A 17,857-nucleotide genomic window follows, 5' to 3' on the forward strand; every position below is an offset into this window, starting at 1 on the left:
CGAGATGTCTCTTTGCGTTATTCGGTGCCGGCGCCAGCAGTCAGCCCGTCACTCAATGTGGAAACAGGTACGGCGCTGGCAATGTATTCGCGGTAGATGATCTGTGCGTATTTACCATCCAGCACGGTGGGATGGCGCCCAACGAAACCGCTCACTTCGGTCACGGTGCGCCGGTTCCGGCGTTCGCGACCTTGGGTGACGATCAGTGGCTGGGTTTCGCCAAAGGAAACAACGGCCTCCAGACGGCTTCGGCTGATGCCCAAGCCCGACAAATAGGCAACGACGGCGTTGGCGCGTTTCAGTCCCAAAGAGCGGTTGTATGCGTTTGATCCAACCAGATCGGTATGACCAAAGACACGGAAGCGAATTTCCGGGAATTGTCTGATCCAGGTTGCTTGCTGTCGTAGGACCGCCTGGGCGTTTGCATCCAACTGCGCTGAGTTGAACGCAAAGGTCACGGTCGAATTGACTTCTGCCGCGAAACGCTTGGCCAGATCCAGCGTGTACTGCTTTTCACCGGTCATGATCTGGCGGTTGTTCAATGTCGCGTTGCCGAAATTGCCGGTGTCGGTGATCGAACCGGCTTCGCGATAGAATTGAGTGTAAACCGGATCGTTGCTGGGCGAGCAGGCCGCAAGGCCTAATGCCCCCGTCAGAGTGCCGATGCTGAAAATTTTCCGGGCTGTCGCGCTTTTCATGGGATCAATCCAGTACATAGCCATAGGAGCCACCAAAATCTTGCTTTGCCACTTCACCTGCTGCGCCTTTTTTCGGGGCCCGGGTGCCGTCGGCGGTGCGCCCGTACAGGAACAGGTCTTTTTCCGTGGGTGGTTTGATCCGGTCCGTCGGCAGAGCCAAGGCTTCGCCGCGGGTAGGGGTGACCAGATGCGCCGTGACAATAATCACAAGTTCCGTCTGGCTGCGCTGATAGTCCGCCGACCGGAACAACGCGCCAAGGACCGGCACATCACCAATCCAAGGCAACTGCCGCGAATTGTCGGTAAAGTCGTCGGTCAGCAGCCCCGCAATGGCAAAGCTTTCGCCGTCGCGCATTTCTACGGTTGTAGATGTCTCGCGCCGGGTAAAGGCAGAAATCTCGATCCCGTTGCCGAGCGAGATACTATTGGTTGGGTCGATCGCCGACACGGCTGCGTTCATTTCAAGATTGATCAGATCTTTGTCGACCACACGGGGGACAAAGGTAAGTTCAACACCGAAAGGCTTGAATTCAATGGAAATTCTGTCGCCAGTTTGGGCCACCGGCACCGGGTATTCGCCCCCCGCAAGGAACCGCGCCTCTTGGCCGGACAGCGCAACGAGGTTTGGTTCGGCCAGAAACCTAACAACACCTTTTTGCTCCAACGCTTCCAGCAAGATGCCCACCTGGGTCGACCCTGCGTTAAAGCCAAAGAGCACGGCGCCGGTATTCTGGTTTGTGGTGGGGATCGTGCCACCCAATGACCCGGCGACGCCGCCGGCTGTGTTGGTTGTGCCGGTCCCGCCATTGATGCCGGTGCCGCCGATGGCACCATTTAACGCAAGCGACGCGCCGAGTGATTTCGACACGTTTCGCTGCATTTCGGCAAAGCGTACCTTCATCATGACCTGTTGAATGCCGCCAACGCTCATCAAGTTGGAGACACGTTCAGGGGCGTAGCGCTCGGCCAAATCAAGCGCGCGCTGCAACCGCTGTGTCGATGACACGATGCCTGACAAGACGATGCCGTCGTTTGCCGTGCGTACTTCGATATTCTCGCCGGGCAAAATTTGCCGCAGCCGTTCTTTGAATTCGGAAACATCTGCCGCGACCCGCACGTCAACGTTGGTGATCAACTGACCCCCGGCGTCCAGCAACGTCAGCGTCGTCAGCCCCGGCGACTTGCCCAGGACATAGATTGTGCGATCGGACAAAGATGAAATATCTGCGATGCCCGGATTTGCGATACTGAGTTCTGCAAAAGGAATGTCGCTTTCAACCACGACTGCCCGGTTCATCGGGACGTCGAGGGTGGAGTTGGTGCCCTTCTTCACGATCCGCAGCGTGTCCGCAAATGCCGGTGCTGGTACCGTTAGTGCCAATGGCACGGCACTCAATGTCAACCCAACAAGGGCTGCTCTTAGAAATCTATCGATTTTCATGTGACCTGCCTTTTTGATCACGCCTCGGAATAGGGTCTTAGCGCCCGTCGTTTGGAACACTCTGCGGCAATTCCATTTTTATTGCAAGAATCATGGTGCCGGGCAGAGGTGGCTATGTGGGCAATTGGCAACATAACCCTGACGTAGAAAACGCCGCGGAGCCCGCGGCGTTTGATTTAGTGGTTTGTAACAGTTTGATTTTAATTCAGTTTGTGCAGGCGATTGGCACTTCGACCACTTCGGCACCGCGGCGGGTGCGGATAGTGCATACCTTCTCTTGGGCCACTTCAGCGATGGTTTCTTGCGCGGCAATGCCCAAGAGCGACCGCTGATCTACCTCAATCGCTTCGGCAATCGTATCGTCGTATGCACCGACCAGCGACAATGACAAATTGCCTGTCGACTGGGCTTGGGCGAAGGCAGCAACCTGTTGTGGGCTGACGGCCACGGTGACAGTTTTTGCGATAGATGCCTCGTCGACCAGCGAATTGGCGCTTTGGTCGATGGCGATCAGTTTGACGCCCGCCTCGATCAGCTTGGTGACCTCACCACTTCTTGTCTGGCCGCCCAGATTGACTTGACCGGTCCAATAGACGTCGACCTTGTCACCAGGACGCAGAAATCCAGAAACGCCGCTGGAGACGTCAACTTTGATGGTAAAGGCACGCATGCCGCGTTCCAGGCGCGATGTCAGGCCGGAATCTTCGCCGGGTTCTGTCACCTTGACCGCCATGATGGCCTCGTCCTTTTCGATGCTTCGCAAGACGACGCGCAGCTCTGCGGTATTTTCGGGGAAAAGGGTCGCTTCTTCAAGGAAGGTGCCTTCGGGAATGGCGTTTTCGGGCCATGCCACTTCGCGCACATCCTCACGCGTCAACTGCTGGCCATACTTCAGCGGCTTGTCGGCCACCCAGACGGTTTTGGTTGGCACAACCTTTGCCAGCGCAGCCTGCGCTTGGGCATTGGCTGCCTGATATTGAGCGATCTGGTCTTTCGCCAGATAAACGGCCCCACCGGCAAGTGCGATACCCACCAAAAGGACCAATCCAAATACGGCCCGCATTTTGTCACCTCATTGTTTCTGGTCTGCCGGGGAATACCCGAACCTTTTCATTACTCCCAATGGTATAGCGTCGGACTATGGCGACATTAGGTCGTGAGAAGGGCGATTGTTCGCAAATTCGCACCAGCAAGCGGTGCGTGGCGTACTCTCAGGTTAACCTGGGAAGAACCGCGCCATCAGCATCGTGCCAAGGGAGTCGCCCGCGCCGACGGATGCCGTTTGCAATGCACTTACAAGCAGAAGCGCCAGGCCAACAACCGCAGCAGTTAGCACAACCCAGTCCACGGTAACCGCGCCGGTTTCATCTTTTAAAAAAAGCTTGAGCGAGGTTTGCATAATCTTCTCCAGGTGGCAGTAGTCTTGTGAAAAAAAAGGGGCCACATCCATTTGCTGGAAGTGGCCCCCTAGGATCGAGATCGGAAGGACCGCTGGGGCCGTTCCTATGTTTCGATCAAATCAGACCGAATTACTCGAGGTCGATGATCGCAGCTGTACGACCGGTCAGAGCTGTCGCGCTTGTTTCGATCGAGGAATAGGCAGCAACGGCCAGGCCAACAACGGCGGCGGTCAGCACAACCCAGTCAACTGTTACGGCGCCGTCTTCGTCGTTACGAAAGTTTTTGATAAAGTTCATCATGGTATGTCCCTCCAAGGATCATTAAGTTTTAAGTTCTAACCCCGTCGTCCGTTTGGTGCCTCACTCTCAATCAGCACCTGTTCGACTTGGTATGACGCTATATAGCCGGGTGAATGGGGCGTGAATTTGGCGTCAAATATGACATTTGAGCTTGAAGCAGTTTTTTTAAGATATTTTTCGCAAGGCGTTGAAAAGAAACGAAATTAATCAATTATAAACTTTTGGACTAACTGAAAACCTGAATTTCAGACGGCAAATATGGCGAAAATGCCATGATTGCTGCCTTGATTTGTTGGTTTGAGAGGGTCTTTCATGAGATATTAGCGGGCAAAAGCGCATAAGACGCAGAGCAGGACAGGCAAAATGATACGTTTTCTGGCATCGGGGCTGATTGCAGGCCTGCTGGCGATAGGCCAGGGGGCTGATGCAGGGCCAAAACCGTTTGCGGATTTCGCGGCCAAACGTATCTCGCCGCCCAAACCGGGCGCCAAACGCATTACCATTCAGATCGACCCCGCCGCCCAGGCCAAACCTGCGCCCGCGCCTGCGGCGGTGCTTACCCCATCGGGGGCCATCGCCCCGCTGGCACCGGGGCAGTTCGATTGGTTCTGGGACAAGGTATCACCCACAGCGGCCAAGGCGGGGCCGGGCCGATTGGAACTGGCGATGGCGACCTTGGCTGGCGGCACATCGCCTGTGCCTGCCCCACGTTTGCAACAAATGCAGGATATCGCCCGCGCCAATGGCATCGACATCCTGCGCGCGACGATCGGGACCGAAGTGTCGCCCGCACTGGTGCTGGCCGTGATAACGGTGGAATCAGCCGGCCGTGTCGATGCCGTCAGCAAGGCTGGGGCACAGGGGCTGATGCAACTGATGCCCGACACCGCCGCGCGGTTTGGCGTGACTGACAGTCTGGTGGCGACGCAGAACATCGGCGGCGGGGTCAAATACCTGAACTGGCTCATGGGGCATTTCGACCGTGATCCGATCCTGGTGCTGGCAGGGTATAATGCCGGCGAGGGCTCGGTTCGCAAACACGATGGCGTGCCGCCCTTTGCCGAAACCCGCGATTATGTGCCCAAGGTGCTGGCCGCGTTCCAGGTTGCCAAGGGGCTGTGCCTGACACCGCCAGAGCTGATCAGCGATGGCTGCGTCTTTGCCGCCCTGAACTGACCCGTTGTCGCCTGCACGATGTCGAACGCGTCGTGCAGGTGGGGTTGTCCCCCGGCCTTTATTGATGCGTACGGCTAAAACATGGTGCGCATAGCGGAAGTGCCGGGAGATGCTTCTATTAGATGATGGTGGCGTCAGTTGCGGCGCGCAGTTCGTCTTCGGTGACGCCATCGGCACATTCAACGATGCGCAGGCCACCCTCGACGACGTCGAGCACACCAAGGTTGGTGATGATACGATCAACCACGGCCTTGCCCGTCAGCGGCAGCGTGCATTCCTTTAGCACCTTGCTCTCACCGTGCTTGTTGGTGTGATCCATCACAACGATCACACGACCAACACCTGCCACCAGATCCATAGCGCCGCCCATGCCCTTGACCAGCTTGCCGGGGATCATCCAATTGGCCAGATCGCCGTTTTCGGCCACTTCCATCGCGCCCAGGATCGCTGCGGCGATTTTACCGCCCCTGATCATGCCAAATGACGTGGCGCTGTCGAAATAGGCGGTGCGGGACAATTCGGTAATCGTCTGCTTGCCCGCGTTGATCAGGTCGGGGTCTTCGTCGCCTTCAAAGGGGAAGGGACCCATGCCCAACATGCCGTTTTCAGACTGCAGCGTGATGTCCTTGTCGCCGACATAGTTGGCAACCAGCGTCGGGATGCCGATGCCTAGGTTCACATACCAGCCGTCTTCAAGCTCTTGTGCGGCACGTGCCGCCATCTGGTTGCGGTCCCAGCCTTTTGCTTCAATCGACATTATACATCCTCCCGCTTGCGCGTCGTACGTTGTTCGATGCGTTTCTCATGGGTGCCCTGCACGATGCGGTGCACATAGATGCCAGGCAAGTGGATGTGATCAGGGTCCAAGGACCCGCGCGGCACGATCTCTTCGACCTCGGCGATACACACTTTGCCGCACATGGCGGCGGGCGGGTTAAAGTTGCGCGCGGTCTTGCGGAAGATCAGGTTGCCAGTGTCATCGGCCTTCCAGGCTTTGACGATGCTGAGATCGGCAAAGATACCCTCTTCGAGAATGTACTCTTCACCATTAAAGGTTTTGACTTCCTTACCCTCGGCAATCTGGGTGCCGACGCCGGTTTTGGTGTAAAATCCCGGGATACCGCAACCGCCGGCGCGCATCCGTTCGGCCAGCGTGCCTTGTGGGTTGAACTCGAGCTCAAGCTCGCCCGACAGATACTGGCGCATGAACTCGGCGTTTTCGCCAACGTAGGAGGAGATCATTTTCTTGACCTGTCGCGTCTGCAACAAAATCCCGATGCCGAAATCATCCACGCCCGCGTTGTTCGAGGCAAACGTGAGGTTCTTTGCGCCGTTTTCCTTGATCGCCTGCAACAGCAATTCCGGAATGCCACAGAGACCAAAGCCCCCTGCGGCGATCAACATGCCATCCGACAGAACACCTTCCAGCGCTTCGGTGGCGGACCCAAATATCTTCTTCACGGTGACCTCCCCTTGAAATTATCGCCCATGTGTGACGCCGCACTGCGGCAAAGTCAATTACGTGGTGTTACGATAGGGGAGGCCGCCTTGGCGTGTCAGACGATGCGCACTTGTGTGCCGACAGGCGCAATCTGGAAAAGTGCCTCGATCATGTGGTTGTATAGACCGATACAGCCATCCGACGACTGACGCCCGATCTTGCGGGTGTCATGCGTGCCGTGGATAAGGTAAGCGGGCCAGCTAAGATACATAGCATGTGTGCCCAGCGGGTTGTCGGGGCCGGGTGGCATGTATTTCAGCTCCGGGTCACGCTCGATCATCGAAGAGGTCGGTGTCCAGTCGGGGCCAATCTTCTTGCGTACAATCTCAGTATAGCCGCGCTTGGTCAGTTCGTCGCTGCGCGGCACGGATGTCGGGTAAACATTGTAGGTCTGACCATCGCCGCTCCAGAAGTGCAGAGCACGGCTGGTGGTGTCGGCAACAATCGCCGCCTTGCCCAGCGTATCGAAGTGATCCTGCCAGCGTTGCTTTACAAAGCTGGACGCGTTGTGGCGCACGGGCGCTTCGTTGGAATGTTCGCGGGGGGCCTGTCCCAGTTCCTGCGCGCGCAGGATGGTCGGAGTCAAAAGTGCCGCGCCACTGGCCGCAATCAATCCGCGTCGTGTGAAAACTGTGCCTGACATGTCTCTGCCTTTCATTGAGGTCTTGGTGGGACCCTGATCCGAAACCGGGCAGTAAAACGCAAATCACATATTCATGATGTGCGATGTGATGTCGCAGGATACGCGCATGTCCGCCGCACCTACTCTGGTGCGGCAGGTTTTTTGGCGGCGGGCTTCTTTGTGGCAGTTTTCTTGGCGGCCGGCTTTTTCGCAGGGGTCTTCTTGGCAGTGGCTTTCTTAGCCGGAGCTTTTTTCTTCGTTGCGGCTTTGCGCTTGGCCGGGGACTTTGCCAGCTTTTCTTCGATCAGCTCGACCGCGCGCTCCATCGTCAGGTCTGCGGGTTCCACTTCTTTGGGGATTGTCGCGTTGACCTTTTCCCACTTCACGTATGGCCCGTATTTGCCCTCCATGATGTTCACTTCGCCGCCCATATCGGGATGTTCGCCCATCTCGCGGATCGGTTTGGCGGCCTTGCCCCGCCCGCCTCGGCTGGCGACCTTTTCGGCCAAGAGCTGCACTGCGCGGTTCATGCCCACCGTAAACACCTCATCCAGCCCTTCGAGGTTGGCATTGGTGCCGCCCCGGTCAGACGTGCTTTCGGCGTGTTTGATATAAGGGCCATAGCGCCCGATATTGGCCCAAACCATAATTCCATCTTCGGGGTGCGGACCAACCTGGCGGGGCAGGGACAGCAGGCGCAAGGCAGTTTCCAGCTCAAGCTCTTCTGCGGGCCATTCTTTCGGCACCGACTGGCGCGGCGGCTTTTTGTTGTCTTCCGTCACTGGGCCGCGCTGCACGTAGGGTCCAAAGCGACCTTTGAAAACGCGGATCTCGTCACCTGCATCTTCGCCCAAGAGCTTGCCATCGGGGGGGATAGCACTGGCCTCTGCTTCTGGGTCGGGTGGACCAAAAGGACGGGTGTAGCGGCATTCCGGATAGTTAGAACAGCCAATAAATGCCCCGCCCGAACGCGCCGTGCGCATGCTGAGGCGGCCCAGTTCACAATTGGGACACAGACGCGGGTCGCCGCCGTCTTCGGTGGGTGGAAACAGATGCGGTTCAAGCACCTCGTTGATCTTTTCCAACACTTCGGTGATCCGCAGTTCAGAAGTTTCCGCAATCGCGGCAGAGAAATCACGCCAGAAACGCCGCAGCACTTCTTTATAGGCGGCATCCCCGGCGCTGACTTTATCAAGCTGGTCTTCCAGATCGGCAGTGAAATCATAGCCGACATATTTGCGGAAATAGTTTTCCAGAAACGCTGTGACCAATCGCCCCTTGTCCTCGGGGATCAGGCGGTTGCCCTCTTTGCGGACATATTCACGATCCTGGATGGTCGTCACGATGCTGGCATAGGTTGACGGCCGACCAATGCCCAACTCTTCCATGCGTTTGACCAGCGTCGCTTCGGTATAGCGGGGTGGCGGTTGGGTGAAATGCTGCTCTGGGGTGACGGCGCGCTTGTCCATAGGATCGCCGTCATTGATCTGCGGCAGGCGCTTGTCGTCTTCGTCGACCACATCATCGCGGCCTTCTTCGTAGACGCGCAGGAACCCGTCGAACAGCACGACCTGACCATTGGCGCGCAGGCCGACCTGGCCATCCTTGCTGCCGATTTCGACGGTGGTACGCTCCAGACGCGCGCTTTCCATCTGACAGGCCAGCGTGCGCTTCCAGATCAGATCATACAGTTTCGCTTGATCGCTATCGAGCTTGAGCGCTGCCGCATCCTTGGTCATATCCGTGGGGCGGATACATTCGTGCGCTTCCTGGGCGTTCTTGGCCTTGTTCTTGTATATCCGTGGTTCGCCCGGCACGTAATCGGCGCCAAATCGGTCCTTGATCGCATCGCGCGCCATGGTCACGGCTTCGGGGGCCATGTCGATACCATCGGTTCGCATATAGGTAATGTGCCCGGCTTCATACAGACGCTGGGCTGTGCTCATGGTCTGGCGCGCGCCCATGCCAAACTTGCGGCTGGCCTCTTGTTGCAGGGTCGATGTCATAAAGGGCGCAGACGGGTTGCGGCTGGCCGGTTTGGCCTCGACGCTCATGACTTTCAGATCACGGCTGGTGATCGCCTGCACGGCCATTTCGGCCTGTGTTGCGTCGGCCAGATCAAAACGCTCCAGCTTTTTGCCCGCTAGGGATACAAGGCGTGCGTCAAATTCCTGACCGCGCGGCGTGGCCAGCAGCGCTTTGACGCTCCAATATTCGCGGGCGCGAAATGCCTCGACCTCCATCTCGCGCTCAACAATGATCCGCAGGGTCACCGATTGAACCCGTCCCGCAGATTTGGCGCCCGGCAATTTGCGCCACAGCACCGGCGACAGATTGAACCCCACCAGATAATCCAAGGCCCGGCGCGCGAGGTATGCCTCGACCAGCGGCATGTCGACCTGGCGGGGGTTCGCCATCGCCTCGGTCACGGCTTTCTTGGTGATCTGGTTGAACACCACGCGGCTGACGGGTGTGTCTTTCTTAATGGATTTGCGCTTGGTCAGCGCCTCTTGCAAATGCCAGCTGATCGCCTCGCCTTCGCGGTCGGGGTCAGTCGCGAGGATCAGTTCGTTGTCTTTCGCCAGCGCATCGGCAATCGCTTTGACATGTTTTTTGCTGTCGCTGGCGATCTCCCACAACATGTCAAAATCATTGTCGGTATCGACTGAGCCATCTTTCGGCGGCAGATCACGGACGTGGCCATAAGATGCCAAAACCGTAAAGTTATCCCCCAGATACTTGTTGATCGTTTTGGCCTTGGCAGGGGATTCGACAACAACAACTGGCATAAATTCAGGCACCTTAGGTCAAAATATCGGGCTAACTCGCGTTGTCACATGTGGGATGGTGGGGGGGATTGTCAATGCGCAGTGCGGCCTGTGACGTCAAAGACAAGGGATAGGCACCTGGATTGGGCCACTGTATCGATAGCCTTTACGGGGTCGGCTTCGACAGCCTCGGCAGCCTGATCCACGACGTCATTTTCCGACAGACATCACGCTTTGCGGATCAGCAAACCACCTGGGTCGCGTGCGATCTCGCCTTCCAGCTCAAGGTCCAGCAGTGCCGGGCTGATATCGGCGGAGGGGACTTGCAAGTCGCGGATCAACTGATCCTCCGCCAGGGGCGAGGGGCCAAGGCGCGACAGGATTTGCAGATGCAGCGCTGCCGTGTCGCGCAGCCTGCGGCGTTGGCGGGGTGGATGGGGCGGGGGTGTCGGCCGGCCGATCGCTGCGTGATCTGGCGTAGGCGCAGGTTTGGACAAGGCAGGCAGCGCCTCCAATATATCTGCTGCCGAGCGTATCAGCACAGCACCATCCCTGATTAACATGTTACACCCCGCAGCGCGCGCATCCATCGGGTGACCGGGCACAGCCAGAACGTCGCGGCCTTGATCCAGCGCATCGCGCGCCGTGATCAAACTGCCTGATCTCGCTGCCGCTTCTACCACCACGGTTGCCCGGCTCAACCCCGCGATGATCCGGTTTCGGCTGGGGAAATGCCGTGCCATCGGTTGCAACCCCATAGGTTGCTCTGACACGCGCAATCCACGCTTTTCAATCTCTCTTGCCAGATCAGTATTCTCGGTAGGGTATATGACGTTCACCCCGCCTGCCTGCACCGCAACCGTGCCAGTTGCCAGCGCCGCGTGATGGGCCGCGGCGTCAATACCCCGCGCCAGCCCCGACACCACGACATATCCTGCGGCCCCTAGATCATGCGCCAGCGTCTGGGCCATGCGCCGCCCCAGCGACGATGCATTGCGCGCGCCAACCAGAGAGATCATCGGCCGCATCAAAAGCGTCACATCGCCGATAGCCCATAGAAATGGTGGCGCATCGGACAGATCGTTCAGGATATCAGGGTAAGATGGCGTTCCTTGGATCAGCAGCCGCGCACCAGCGTTACGGGCGGATTTCAACTCGGCGCGGATCACCCCATCAGGGCAGATTTGGTAATCCGAAACGCCCGCGGCGCGCGCCACCTCCGGCAGCGCGGCCAGCGCATTTTGCGCAGTGCCATATTCAGTCAGCAGTCGTTTATACGTCGAAACGCCAACTCGGCGCGAGCGCAACAGACGGAGGCGGGCAAACTGTTCGTCTTCCGGGGTGGGTGGGAGTGGGGGGTGAGTGGAAGAAGGATGTAGGTCCTTGTCAGTCATCCGAAGCTCCGTCCGTTGCAGAATCAGGTATAGAACCTGGTGGTTAACAACGCGTGAATCTATTGGAGCCGATTTTGGCTAAAACCACCGGATCATGTTCGCGGCACGGGAATCAGGGAAATATGCTATCGTCCAGCCCATCGTTTGTTTGATATTAGCGAGGATTCTGAGATGAAGTTATTTGCAATCACTCTATTCGCTCTGACCCTGCCCATTAATGTTGTGCCCGCGCATGCTGAAGCCAGCTTCAGCATGTTGGTGGCCGTACACCCTGACCATAATTATGAAACAAGCAGGATCGGTAAGGTTCTTGGTATCTTCCGCAAGAATATGTCGGCGGCATGTGGGCCCATGTCATTCGCCTTGGCGCAGCGCGTTGAGCTGTCAGATGACTTGTCTGCCACGGTTGATGGTTCGGATCAGACCGTCTTGGCGAAATTCGCCGCCACCGGCACATCTATCCAGATTGTCCCATTTATATCCGCCTGTGGGACTGCACCTGTGACAGGCACGATCGGTGGATGTGCCAGACCCTATGGACCGATACTGGTGGTGCCGTTCAACGGCAGGGCGCTTGAAGCGCAGATATGGGCGCATGAAATTGGGCACGCTCAGCGGCTGAATGCGAGTTACGCCGCCTATGGCGGCCTGTCGCATTCAGGTCTGGCCAAGGCGCTGATGCGTGCACAGGCGAATGCGAAGAATTGGAAAATGACACAGGAGGAATGTACTCTTTATTATAAAGCACAGACGTTTCCCCCGAATGGATCAGGGGCGGCAATTGTGATTGAAGAGCCGGATCCTGCGGCGGTAGGGCCCGAAGCCCGAGGCGCTGCTTATGATTACCTGTCGGCAGCCTGGCCCGAAGGGCTCGATTTTGAGCTGTTTGAGCAGAACGAAGAGGCCATCACCACACTGGCGCTGGCGGCCTTTGAAACAAACGACACCGAACTCTGGGCAAATGCGGTGCTTGTGCTGGCCTATGCCAATCGGCCATCGGCATCAGATGTCATCCAGCGCGTGTTGCGCGAAACCACGGATGATGATGCTGAAACAGCCTTCCAGATTAACGCGGCCAAAATCAATGCGGCCTTGGCCTTGGGATATCTTGTACATCACGGGCAGGAGGGGCCCTTTCCCCTGCTCGTTGAACTCATCTCGCCCAAACGGGTTCCCAGCGTGGTTGAATTTGCCCCAGATGGCCGTGACAGTCAGATATTGGCGCAATCCCTGTCGATAATGGCAACGGTCGGTCTTGCCATAGCTGCAGGGCAGTCCGACGAAGCGGCAGCCGTGTTAAAGCAACATCGCTTTGCACAGCAGGCCGGGGCTTATGACCTTGGCGTTTCCGACAGCTATTTTGACACTTTGGAGACCACGACCGAACGATTTCGTTCAGATAGTCTGAGGGATGCGCTTTCGGCAGGTATCAAGTAGCAGCACCGCCCACGGTCAACCCACCGATCATGAGCGTCGGTTGACCCACACCCACAGGCACCCATTGTCCCTGCTTGCCGCAGTTTCCCATGCCGGGGTCCAGGGCAGGATCATTGCCAATTGCCCTGATTTGCTGCAGCGCGGTGGCCCCATCACCGATCAGGGTCGCCCCTTTGACTGGTGCGCCAACCTTGCCGTCTATGACGCGGTAGGCTTCGGTACAGGAGAACACGAATTTACCATTGGTGATATCCACTTGGCCGCCGCCAAAGCCCACGGCGTAAATGCCATCCTTCAGATCCGCAACAATATCACCGGGGGCCACATCGCCGCCCAGCATATAGGTGTTGGTCATGCGCGGCATCGGGATATGCGCGTAGGACTGCCGCCGCCCGTTTCCGGTAGAGGCTGTCCCCATCAATCGCCCGTTCTGGCGGTCCTGCATATAACCCACCAACACACCATCTTCGATCAGCACATTACGCGCCGACGGTGTACCTTCATCATCCACACTAATCGACCCACGCCGATCCGGGATCGTGCCGTCATCCAGAACCGTCACACCCTTGGAAGCAATCCGTTGCCCCATCAACCCGGCAAAGGCGCTGCTGCCCTTGCGGTTGAAATCGCCCTCTAGCCCATGGCCTATGGCCTCGTGCAGCAAAATACCGGGCCAGCCGGGGCCAAGCACGACATCCATCACGCCTGCCGGGGCAGGGACGGCCTCCAGGTTGACGCAGGCAATGCGCAACGCCTCGCGCGCCTTGGCCTGCCAGTCCTCAGGGGCCAGCATGCCGTCAAGACCGATGCGCCCGCCGCCGCCCACGCTGCCGCTTTCGCGTCGCCCGTCTTGCTCTACGATGACAGAGATGTTCACCCGCGTCATCGGCCGCACATCACGCACCGACGTGCCTTCAGGACGCAATATCTCGATCTCTTGCAGGCTGGCAGCGATGGTGGCGCTGACCTGTACCACACGACGGTCCAGCCCGCGGGCATAGGCGTCCATCTCGCGTAACGTCTCGACCTTGACGGGAAAACCATGCCCCGCAATCGGGTCTTCGTCGGTGTATAGTCGCTGGTTGGTGGCGGTTGGTGCATCGGCCCAGGTGCCGCCGCCTTCGCCCACCGCCAGGCGCGCGGTCTCTGCCGCCCGGCGCAGCGACGCTTCGGACAGTTCCGTGGAATGGGCGTATCCCGCCACTTCACCGCGCACCGCACGCAGGCCGAATCCCTCTGATGCGTCATAACTTGCGGTCTTGAGGCGGCCATCGTCGAACATCAGCGCCTCGGACCGACGCCTTTCAAGAAATAATTCACCGTCATCGGCCCCCGCCACCGCTTCGCGCAGCACGCCAAGGGCGGTTTCGCGGTCCAGATCGGCCTCAAAAGGGGCAAAAGGGGCGGTGCTCATGTGGATCATCCTCAATTGATGTCACAAAATTGGGTATAGCGTCTGATTGACGCAAGCATGTGACTTTATCTTGAACTCAGAATATGATTGTAAGCACAAGGATTACAACGGCACCGAACCGCATCCGCGGCACGGTGGCCTTTTTCGACTACAAAATGGTCACAAGATCAGGACGATATATGAAACATCTTCTCTCCCTTTCTGGTCTCATGGCCAGCTTTGCCGCCCTGCCAGCCATGGCCCAAGACAGCCTGCGCATTGATGGGCTCGATGTCGTTGGCAGGCCGATCGACGGCAAAATGGGCTTCCAGCCTGCCGTGACCCGCGTGGCGCAGGACATTCACGACCTTGATTACCTGATCCTCGTGATCATCACCGTCATCACGGTCTTCGTGACGGGGCTGATCATCTGGGTGATGATCCGCTACAATAAAAAGCGCAATCCAACGCCGTCTTCGTTTACGCACCACACCCCGATCGAAGTGTTGTGGACGGTCGGGCCGATCCTGATTCTGGTGCTGATCGGGGCCTATTCGCTGCCGATCCTGTTCCGTCAGCAGGAAATTCCGCAGGCTGACATCACGATCAAAGCCACAGGCAACCAATGGTATTGGTCCTACGAATATGTCGACGAAGAGTTCGGCTTTGACAGCTATATGATCGGCGCCCCGGCCACGCTGGGTGATGGTGACGACGACGTGACCCCCTTTGTGCTGGACGATGCGATGGTGACCAAGCTTGAAAGCGCCGGCTATGCCCGCGAAGATTTTCTGCTGGCTACCGACACTTCTGTCGTGATCCCGGTTGGCAAGACCGTGGTGGTACAGGTCACCGCCAGCGATGTGATCCACGCCTGGACCGTGCCCGCCTTTGGCGTAAAGCAAGACGGCGTGCCAGGTCGTCTGGCTGAACTGTGGTTCACCGCCGAGCAAGAGGGCGTTTACTACGGCCAGTGTTCCGAACTGTGCGGCCAGGCCCACGCCTATATGCCCATCACCGTCAAGGTTGTGTCCGAAGCGGCCTATGCGGAATGGCTGGGCAAGGCCAAAGCGGAATATGCCGACATCGGCACGCCGCTGACCGTCGCGTCCAACTAAGTCGCCTCCAACTAAACAGCATTGGGCGGGTATTACGCCCGCCCAATGACCGCTTTGAAAGGCCCCTGTGATGACCGACATCACCAATACACCAACAACTGAATACGAGACGCAGCTGGGTGATTACTTTGCCCTGTTGAAACCGCGCGTGATGTCGCTTGTGGTGTTTACGGCCTTGGTCGGCATGTTGGCCGCGCCCGTGGGGGTGAACCCGGTTGTGGGCTTTGCCGCGATTCTGTTCATCGCCATCGGGGCCGGGGCTTCTGGCGCGCTGAATATGTGGTGGGACGCAGATATCGACGCCGTGATGCGCCGCACCCAAAGCCGTCCGATCCCATCGGGCCGGGTACAGCCGGGCGAGGCATTGGCGCTGGGTGTTGCCCTGTCGGGCCTGTCGGTGATGATGCTGGGGCTGGCGGCAAATCTTCTGGCGGCAGCGATGCTGCTGTTTACGATCCTGTATTACGCCGTTTTCTACACGATGTGGCTCAAACGCCTGACGCCGCAGAACATCGTCATCGGCGGCGCCGCCGGGGCCTTCCCGCCCGTGATCGGCTGGGTCGCCGCCACCGGCAGCTTTTCCGTCGAGGCATGGCTGATGTTCGCGCTGATCTTCATGTGGACACCCCCGCATTTCTGGGCGCTGGCGCTGTTCATGCGCTCGGATTACGACGACGCGGGCGTGCCGATGCTGACGGTCACCCATGGCCGCCCGGCCACGCGCCGCCATATCATGATTTACACCGTGCTGCTGGCCGCCTTGGCCATCGCCACCGGCTTTACCGCCATCGGCGGCTGGATCTATCTGGCCGTGGCCGTGGTGCTGAACGCGCTGTTTTTGCTCGGCGCATGGCGCATCTGGCACCGCGACGAAGACGATTCCGAAGCCGACAACTTTGCCGTGGAACGCCGTTTCTTCCGGCTTTCGCTGCTGTATCTTTTCTTGCACTTCGGCGCGATCCTCGCCGAAGCGGCATTGCGCCCATGGGGCCTGGGAGGTTGGGGATGAGCATTCGTGCTGAACATGAACTGCACACACGTCGCCGGGGCCGCAACCTGGGCGTCGGATTGATGCTGGGCGCTTTTGTGGTGTTGGTGATGGCGCTGACATTCGTCAAGATCACGCAGACCGACTTTGAACTGCCGCCTGAAACGCGTGAGGTGACACAGTAATGGCCCTCACCGGACCACAGAAAACCGTCATGCAAACCGTCAGCGTTGTGGTGTTGATGGGCGGACTGGCCTGGGCGTCGGTACCTTTCTACGACTGGTTCTGCCGCGTCACGGGTTTTGGCGGGACGCCGGGGCAGGCCGATGGCGCGTATGGCGAAGTGTTGGACCAGACTGTCAAGGTGCGCTTTGACGGATCGTTGAACGCGGGGATGCCGTGGGAATTCAAACCTGTTGTCCGCGAGATGGAAATCCGCATCGGGGATACCGGGCTTGCCTTCTATGAGGCCTATAATCCTACCGACAAACCTGTCGCAGGCCAGGCCAGCTATAACGTGACGCCCTACACCGCGGGCGCCTTCTTTGAGAAAATTGACTGTTTCTGCTTTACCGAACAGGTGCTTGCACCGGGTGAACGGGTGCAGATGCCGGTCAGCTTTTTTGTAGACCCGGAAATCGTAAATGACCGCGATGGGAAGTTTGTACATACCATCACACTATCCTATACGTTCTACGAGATTGACCTGCCCGAAGGCTATGCCGCCCTCGAACAGGACAGCAGCACAAACCTGAATTAACGACCTGATTGAACAAAGGTGAGGGACCCCAAACCATGGCCCATGCAAAGAACCACGATTACCACATCCTAGCGCCCTCTTCCTGGCCGCTGCTTGGCTCGCTTGCGGGCTGTGCCATGCTGTTTGGCGCCGTGCTCTGGATGCACGATGTCACGCCCTTCCTGTTCCTCGGTGGGCTGGTTGCGGTGCTTTATGTCATGTTCGGATGGTGGTCCGAAGTCGTGACCGAAAGCGAAGTCGGTGATCACACCGGCGTGGTGCGCATCGGCCTGCGCTACGGCTTTATTCTGTTCATCATGTCCGAAGTGATGTTCTTTGTCGTCTGGTTCTGGACCTTCTTCAAACAGGCGATCTATCCGATGTACGACTATGTCGGCACCGAATATGTAAAGCCCGAGATCATTCCCGTCGACGCCTTTCACCTGCCGCTGATCAACACGCTGGTTCTGCTGCTGTCGGGCTGTGCCGTCACATGGGCACACCACGCGTTGGTGCATGAAAACAACCGCAAAGACCTGATTGTTGGCCTTGCCATCTCGGTTGTGCTGGGCGTCGCCTTCACCGCATTGCAGGCGTTTGAATATTATGAACTGCTGGTGCATGACGACTGGACCTTTGGCGGCGACATGTTCTTTTCCGCCTTCTTCATGGCCACAGGCTTTCACGGCTTTCACGTGATCATCGGGACAATCTTTTTGTTCATCTGCATGATGCGCGCGATCAAGGGGCACTTCACCCCCGAACGCCACGTGGGGTTTGAGGCCGCAGCTTGGTACTGGCACTTCGTTGACGTTGTCTGGCTCTTCCTCTTCTTCGCCGTCTATATGTGGGGCGTGCCGGGCTGATCCAAACGTCAGGCCA

At 58.1% G+C, this 17,857-nt stretch carries 18 protein-coding genes; 7 read left to right on the plus strand and 11 right to left on the minus strand.

Annotation, left to right across the window (positions count from 1 at the left end; genetic code table 11):
* Positions 1–17: 17 nt before the first annotated feature.
* The 5 genes from AC1965_RS04680 to AC1965_RS04700 all read right to left on the minus strand — a co-directional run bounded on the left by AC1965_RS04680 (position 18) and on the right by AC1965_RS04700 (position 3,839).
* Positions 18–716 carry an OmpA family protein gene (locus tag AC1965_RS04680; RefSeq protein ID WP_483886984.1) on the minus strand — a complete coding sequence of 233 codons (699 nt, stop codon included), beginning with the start codon at positions 714–716 and terminating at the stop codon, positions 18–20.
* Positions 703–2,139, minus strand: a complete 1,437-nt coding sequence (locus tag AC1965_RS04685) for a type II and III secretion system protein family protein (protein WP_483886132.1) — start codon at positions 2,137–2,139, stop codon at positions 703–705. The genes AC1965_RS04680 and AC1965_RS04685 overlap by 14 nt, the downstream gene beginning before the upstream one ends.
* A gap of 205 nt (positions 2,140–2,344) precedes the next feature.
* Positions 2,345–3,202, minus strand: coding sequence for a Flp pilus assembly protein CpaB (cpaB, locus tag AC1965_RS04690; RefSeq protein WP_483886133.1), 858 nt, complete (start codon positions 3,200–3,202; stop codon positions 2,345–2,347).
* Between the two features lie 153 nt (positions 3,203–3,355).
* Positions 3,356–3,589, minus strand: a complete 234-nt coding sequence (locus AC1965_RS04695) for a hypothetical protein (RefSeq protein ID WP_483886134.1) — start codon at positions 3,587–3,589, stop codon at positions 3,356–3,358.
* Between the two features lie 79 nt (positions 3,590–3,668).
* Positions 3,669–3,839 carry a hypothetical protein gene (locus tag AC1965_RS04700; protein WP_483886135.1) on the minus strand — a complete coding sequence of 57 codons (171 nt, stop codon included), beginning with the start codon at positions 3,837–3,839 and terminating at the stop codon, positions 3,669–3,671.
* A 363-nt stretch (positions 3,840–4,202) separates the two neighbouring features.
* On the opposite strand from AC1965_RS04700, the gene AC1965_RS04705 reads away from it, so the two are divergent.
* Positions 4,203–5,015 (plus strand): lytic transglycosylase domain-containing protein, encoded by an 813-nt coding sequence (locus AC1965_RS04705; RefSeq protein WP_483886136.1) that lies wholly within the window; start codon positions 4,203–4,205, stop codon positions 5,013–5,015.
* Between the two features lie 118 nt (positions 5,016–5,133).
* Here the strand turns inward: AC1965_RS04705 and AC1965_RS04710 are convergent, their stop codons facing one another.
* The 5 genes from AC1965_RS04710 to dprA form a co-directional block, all read right to left on the minus strand.
* Positions 5,134–5,772 carry a CoA transferase subunit B gene (locus tag AC1965_RS04710; protein WP_483886137.1) on the minus strand — a complete coding sequence of 213 codons (639 nt, stop codon included), beginning with the start codon at positions 5,770–5,772 and terminating at the stop codon, positions 5,134–5,136.
* Positions 5,772–6,476 carry a CoA transferase subunit A gene (locus AC1965_RS04715; RefSeq protein WP_483886138.1) on the minus strand — a complete coding sequence of 235 codons (705 nt, stop codon included), beginning with the start codon at positions 6,474–6,476 and terminating at the stop codon, positions 5,772–5,774. Before AC1965_RS04715 ends, AC1965_RS04710 begins: the two co-directional genes overlap by 1 nt.
* 95 nt (positions 6,477–6,571) lie before the next feature.
* Positions 6,572–7,159, minus strand: a complete 588-nt coding sequence (locus AC1965_RS04720; protein WP_483886139.1) for a L,D-transpeptidase — start codon at positions 7,157–7,159, stop codon at positions 6,572–6,574.
* A 119-nt stretch (positions 7,160–7,278) separates the two neighbouring features.
* The gene (topA, locus tag AC1965_RS04725) at positions 7,279–9,927 is read right to left on the minus strand and encodes a type I DNA topoisomerase (RefSeq protein ID WP_483886140.1); all 2,649 of its coding nucleotides are present in this window, start codon (positions 9,925–9,927) and stop codon (positions 7,279–7,281) included.
* Positions 9,928–10,133: 206 nt separating this feature from the next.
* The gene (gene dprA / locus AC1965_RS04730) at positions 10,134–11,300 is read right to left on the minus strand and encodes a DNA-processing protein DprA (RefSeq protein WP_483886141.1); all 1,167 of its coding nucleotides are present in this window, start codon (positions 11,298–11,300) and stop codon (positions 10,134–10,136) included.
* A gap of 171 nt (positions 11,301–11,471) precedes the next feature.
* On the opposite strand from dprA, the gene AC1965_RS04735 reads away from it, so the two are divergent.
* Positions 11,472–12,737 carry a hypothetical protein gene (locus AC1965_RS04735; protein WP_483886142.1) on the plus strand — a complete coding sequence of 422 codons (1,266 nt, stop codon included), beginning with the start codon at positions 11,472–11,474 and terminating at the stop codon, positions 12,735–12,737.
* Here the strand turns inward: AC1965_RS04735 and tldD are convergent.
* Positions 12,730–14,151: a metalloprotease TldD gene (gene tldD / locus AC1965_RS04740; RefSeq protein ID WP_483886143.1), complete on the minus strand. Its 1,422-nt coding sequence runs from the start codon at positions 14,149–14,151 to the stop codon at positions 12,730–12,732. The two genes, AC1965_RS04735 and tldD, sit on opposite strands and share 8 nt — an antisense overlap.
* Before the next feature lie 179 nt (positions 14,152–14,330).
* Here tldD and coxB point away from each other — a divergent pair, with 179 nt between their 5' ends.
* The 5 genes from coxB (at position 14,331) to AC1965_RS04765 (ending at position 17,841) form a co-directional block, all read left to right on the plus strand.
* A complete protein-coding gene (coxB, locus tag AC1965_RS04745; RefSeq protein ID WP_483886144.1) occupies positions 14,331–15,248 on the plus strand; it encodes a cytochrome c oxidase subunit II in 918 nt (305 codons plus the stop codon).
* 70 nt (positions 15,249–15,318) lie between these two features.
* Complete coding sequence (gene cyoE / locus AC1965_RS04750) at positions 15,319–16,257, plus strand: heme o synthase (protein WP_483886145.1); 939 nt, start codon at positions 15,319–15,321, stop codon at positions 16,255–16,257.
* Positions 16,254–16,421, plus strand: coding sequence for a cytochrome C oxidase assembly protein (locus AC1965_RS04755; protein WP_483886146.1), 168 nt, complete (start codon positions 16,254–16,256; stop codon positions 16,419–16,421). The genes cyoE and AC1965_RS04755 overlap by 4 nt, the downstream gene beginning before the upstream one ends.
* Positions 16,421–16,996, plus strand: coding sequence for a cytochrome c oxidase assembly protein (locus AC1965_RS04760; RefSeq protein WP_483886147.1), 576 nt, complete (start codon positions 16,421–16,423; stop codon positions 16,994–16,996). Before AC1965_RS04755 ends, AC1965_RS04760 begins: the two co-directional genes overlap by 1 nt.
* A gap of 35 nt (positions 16,997–17,031) precedes the next feature.
* Positions 17,032–17,841: a cytochrome c oxidase subunit 3 gene (locus tag AC1965_RS04765; RefSeq protein WP_483886148.1), complete on the plus strand. Its 810-nt coding sequence runs from the start codon at positions 17,032–17,034 to the stop codon at positions 17,839–17,841.
* Positions 17,842–17,857 lie beyond the last annotated feature (16 nt).

The sequence above is a fragment of the Sulfitobacter sp. KMM 9851 genome (assembly GCF_057178245.1).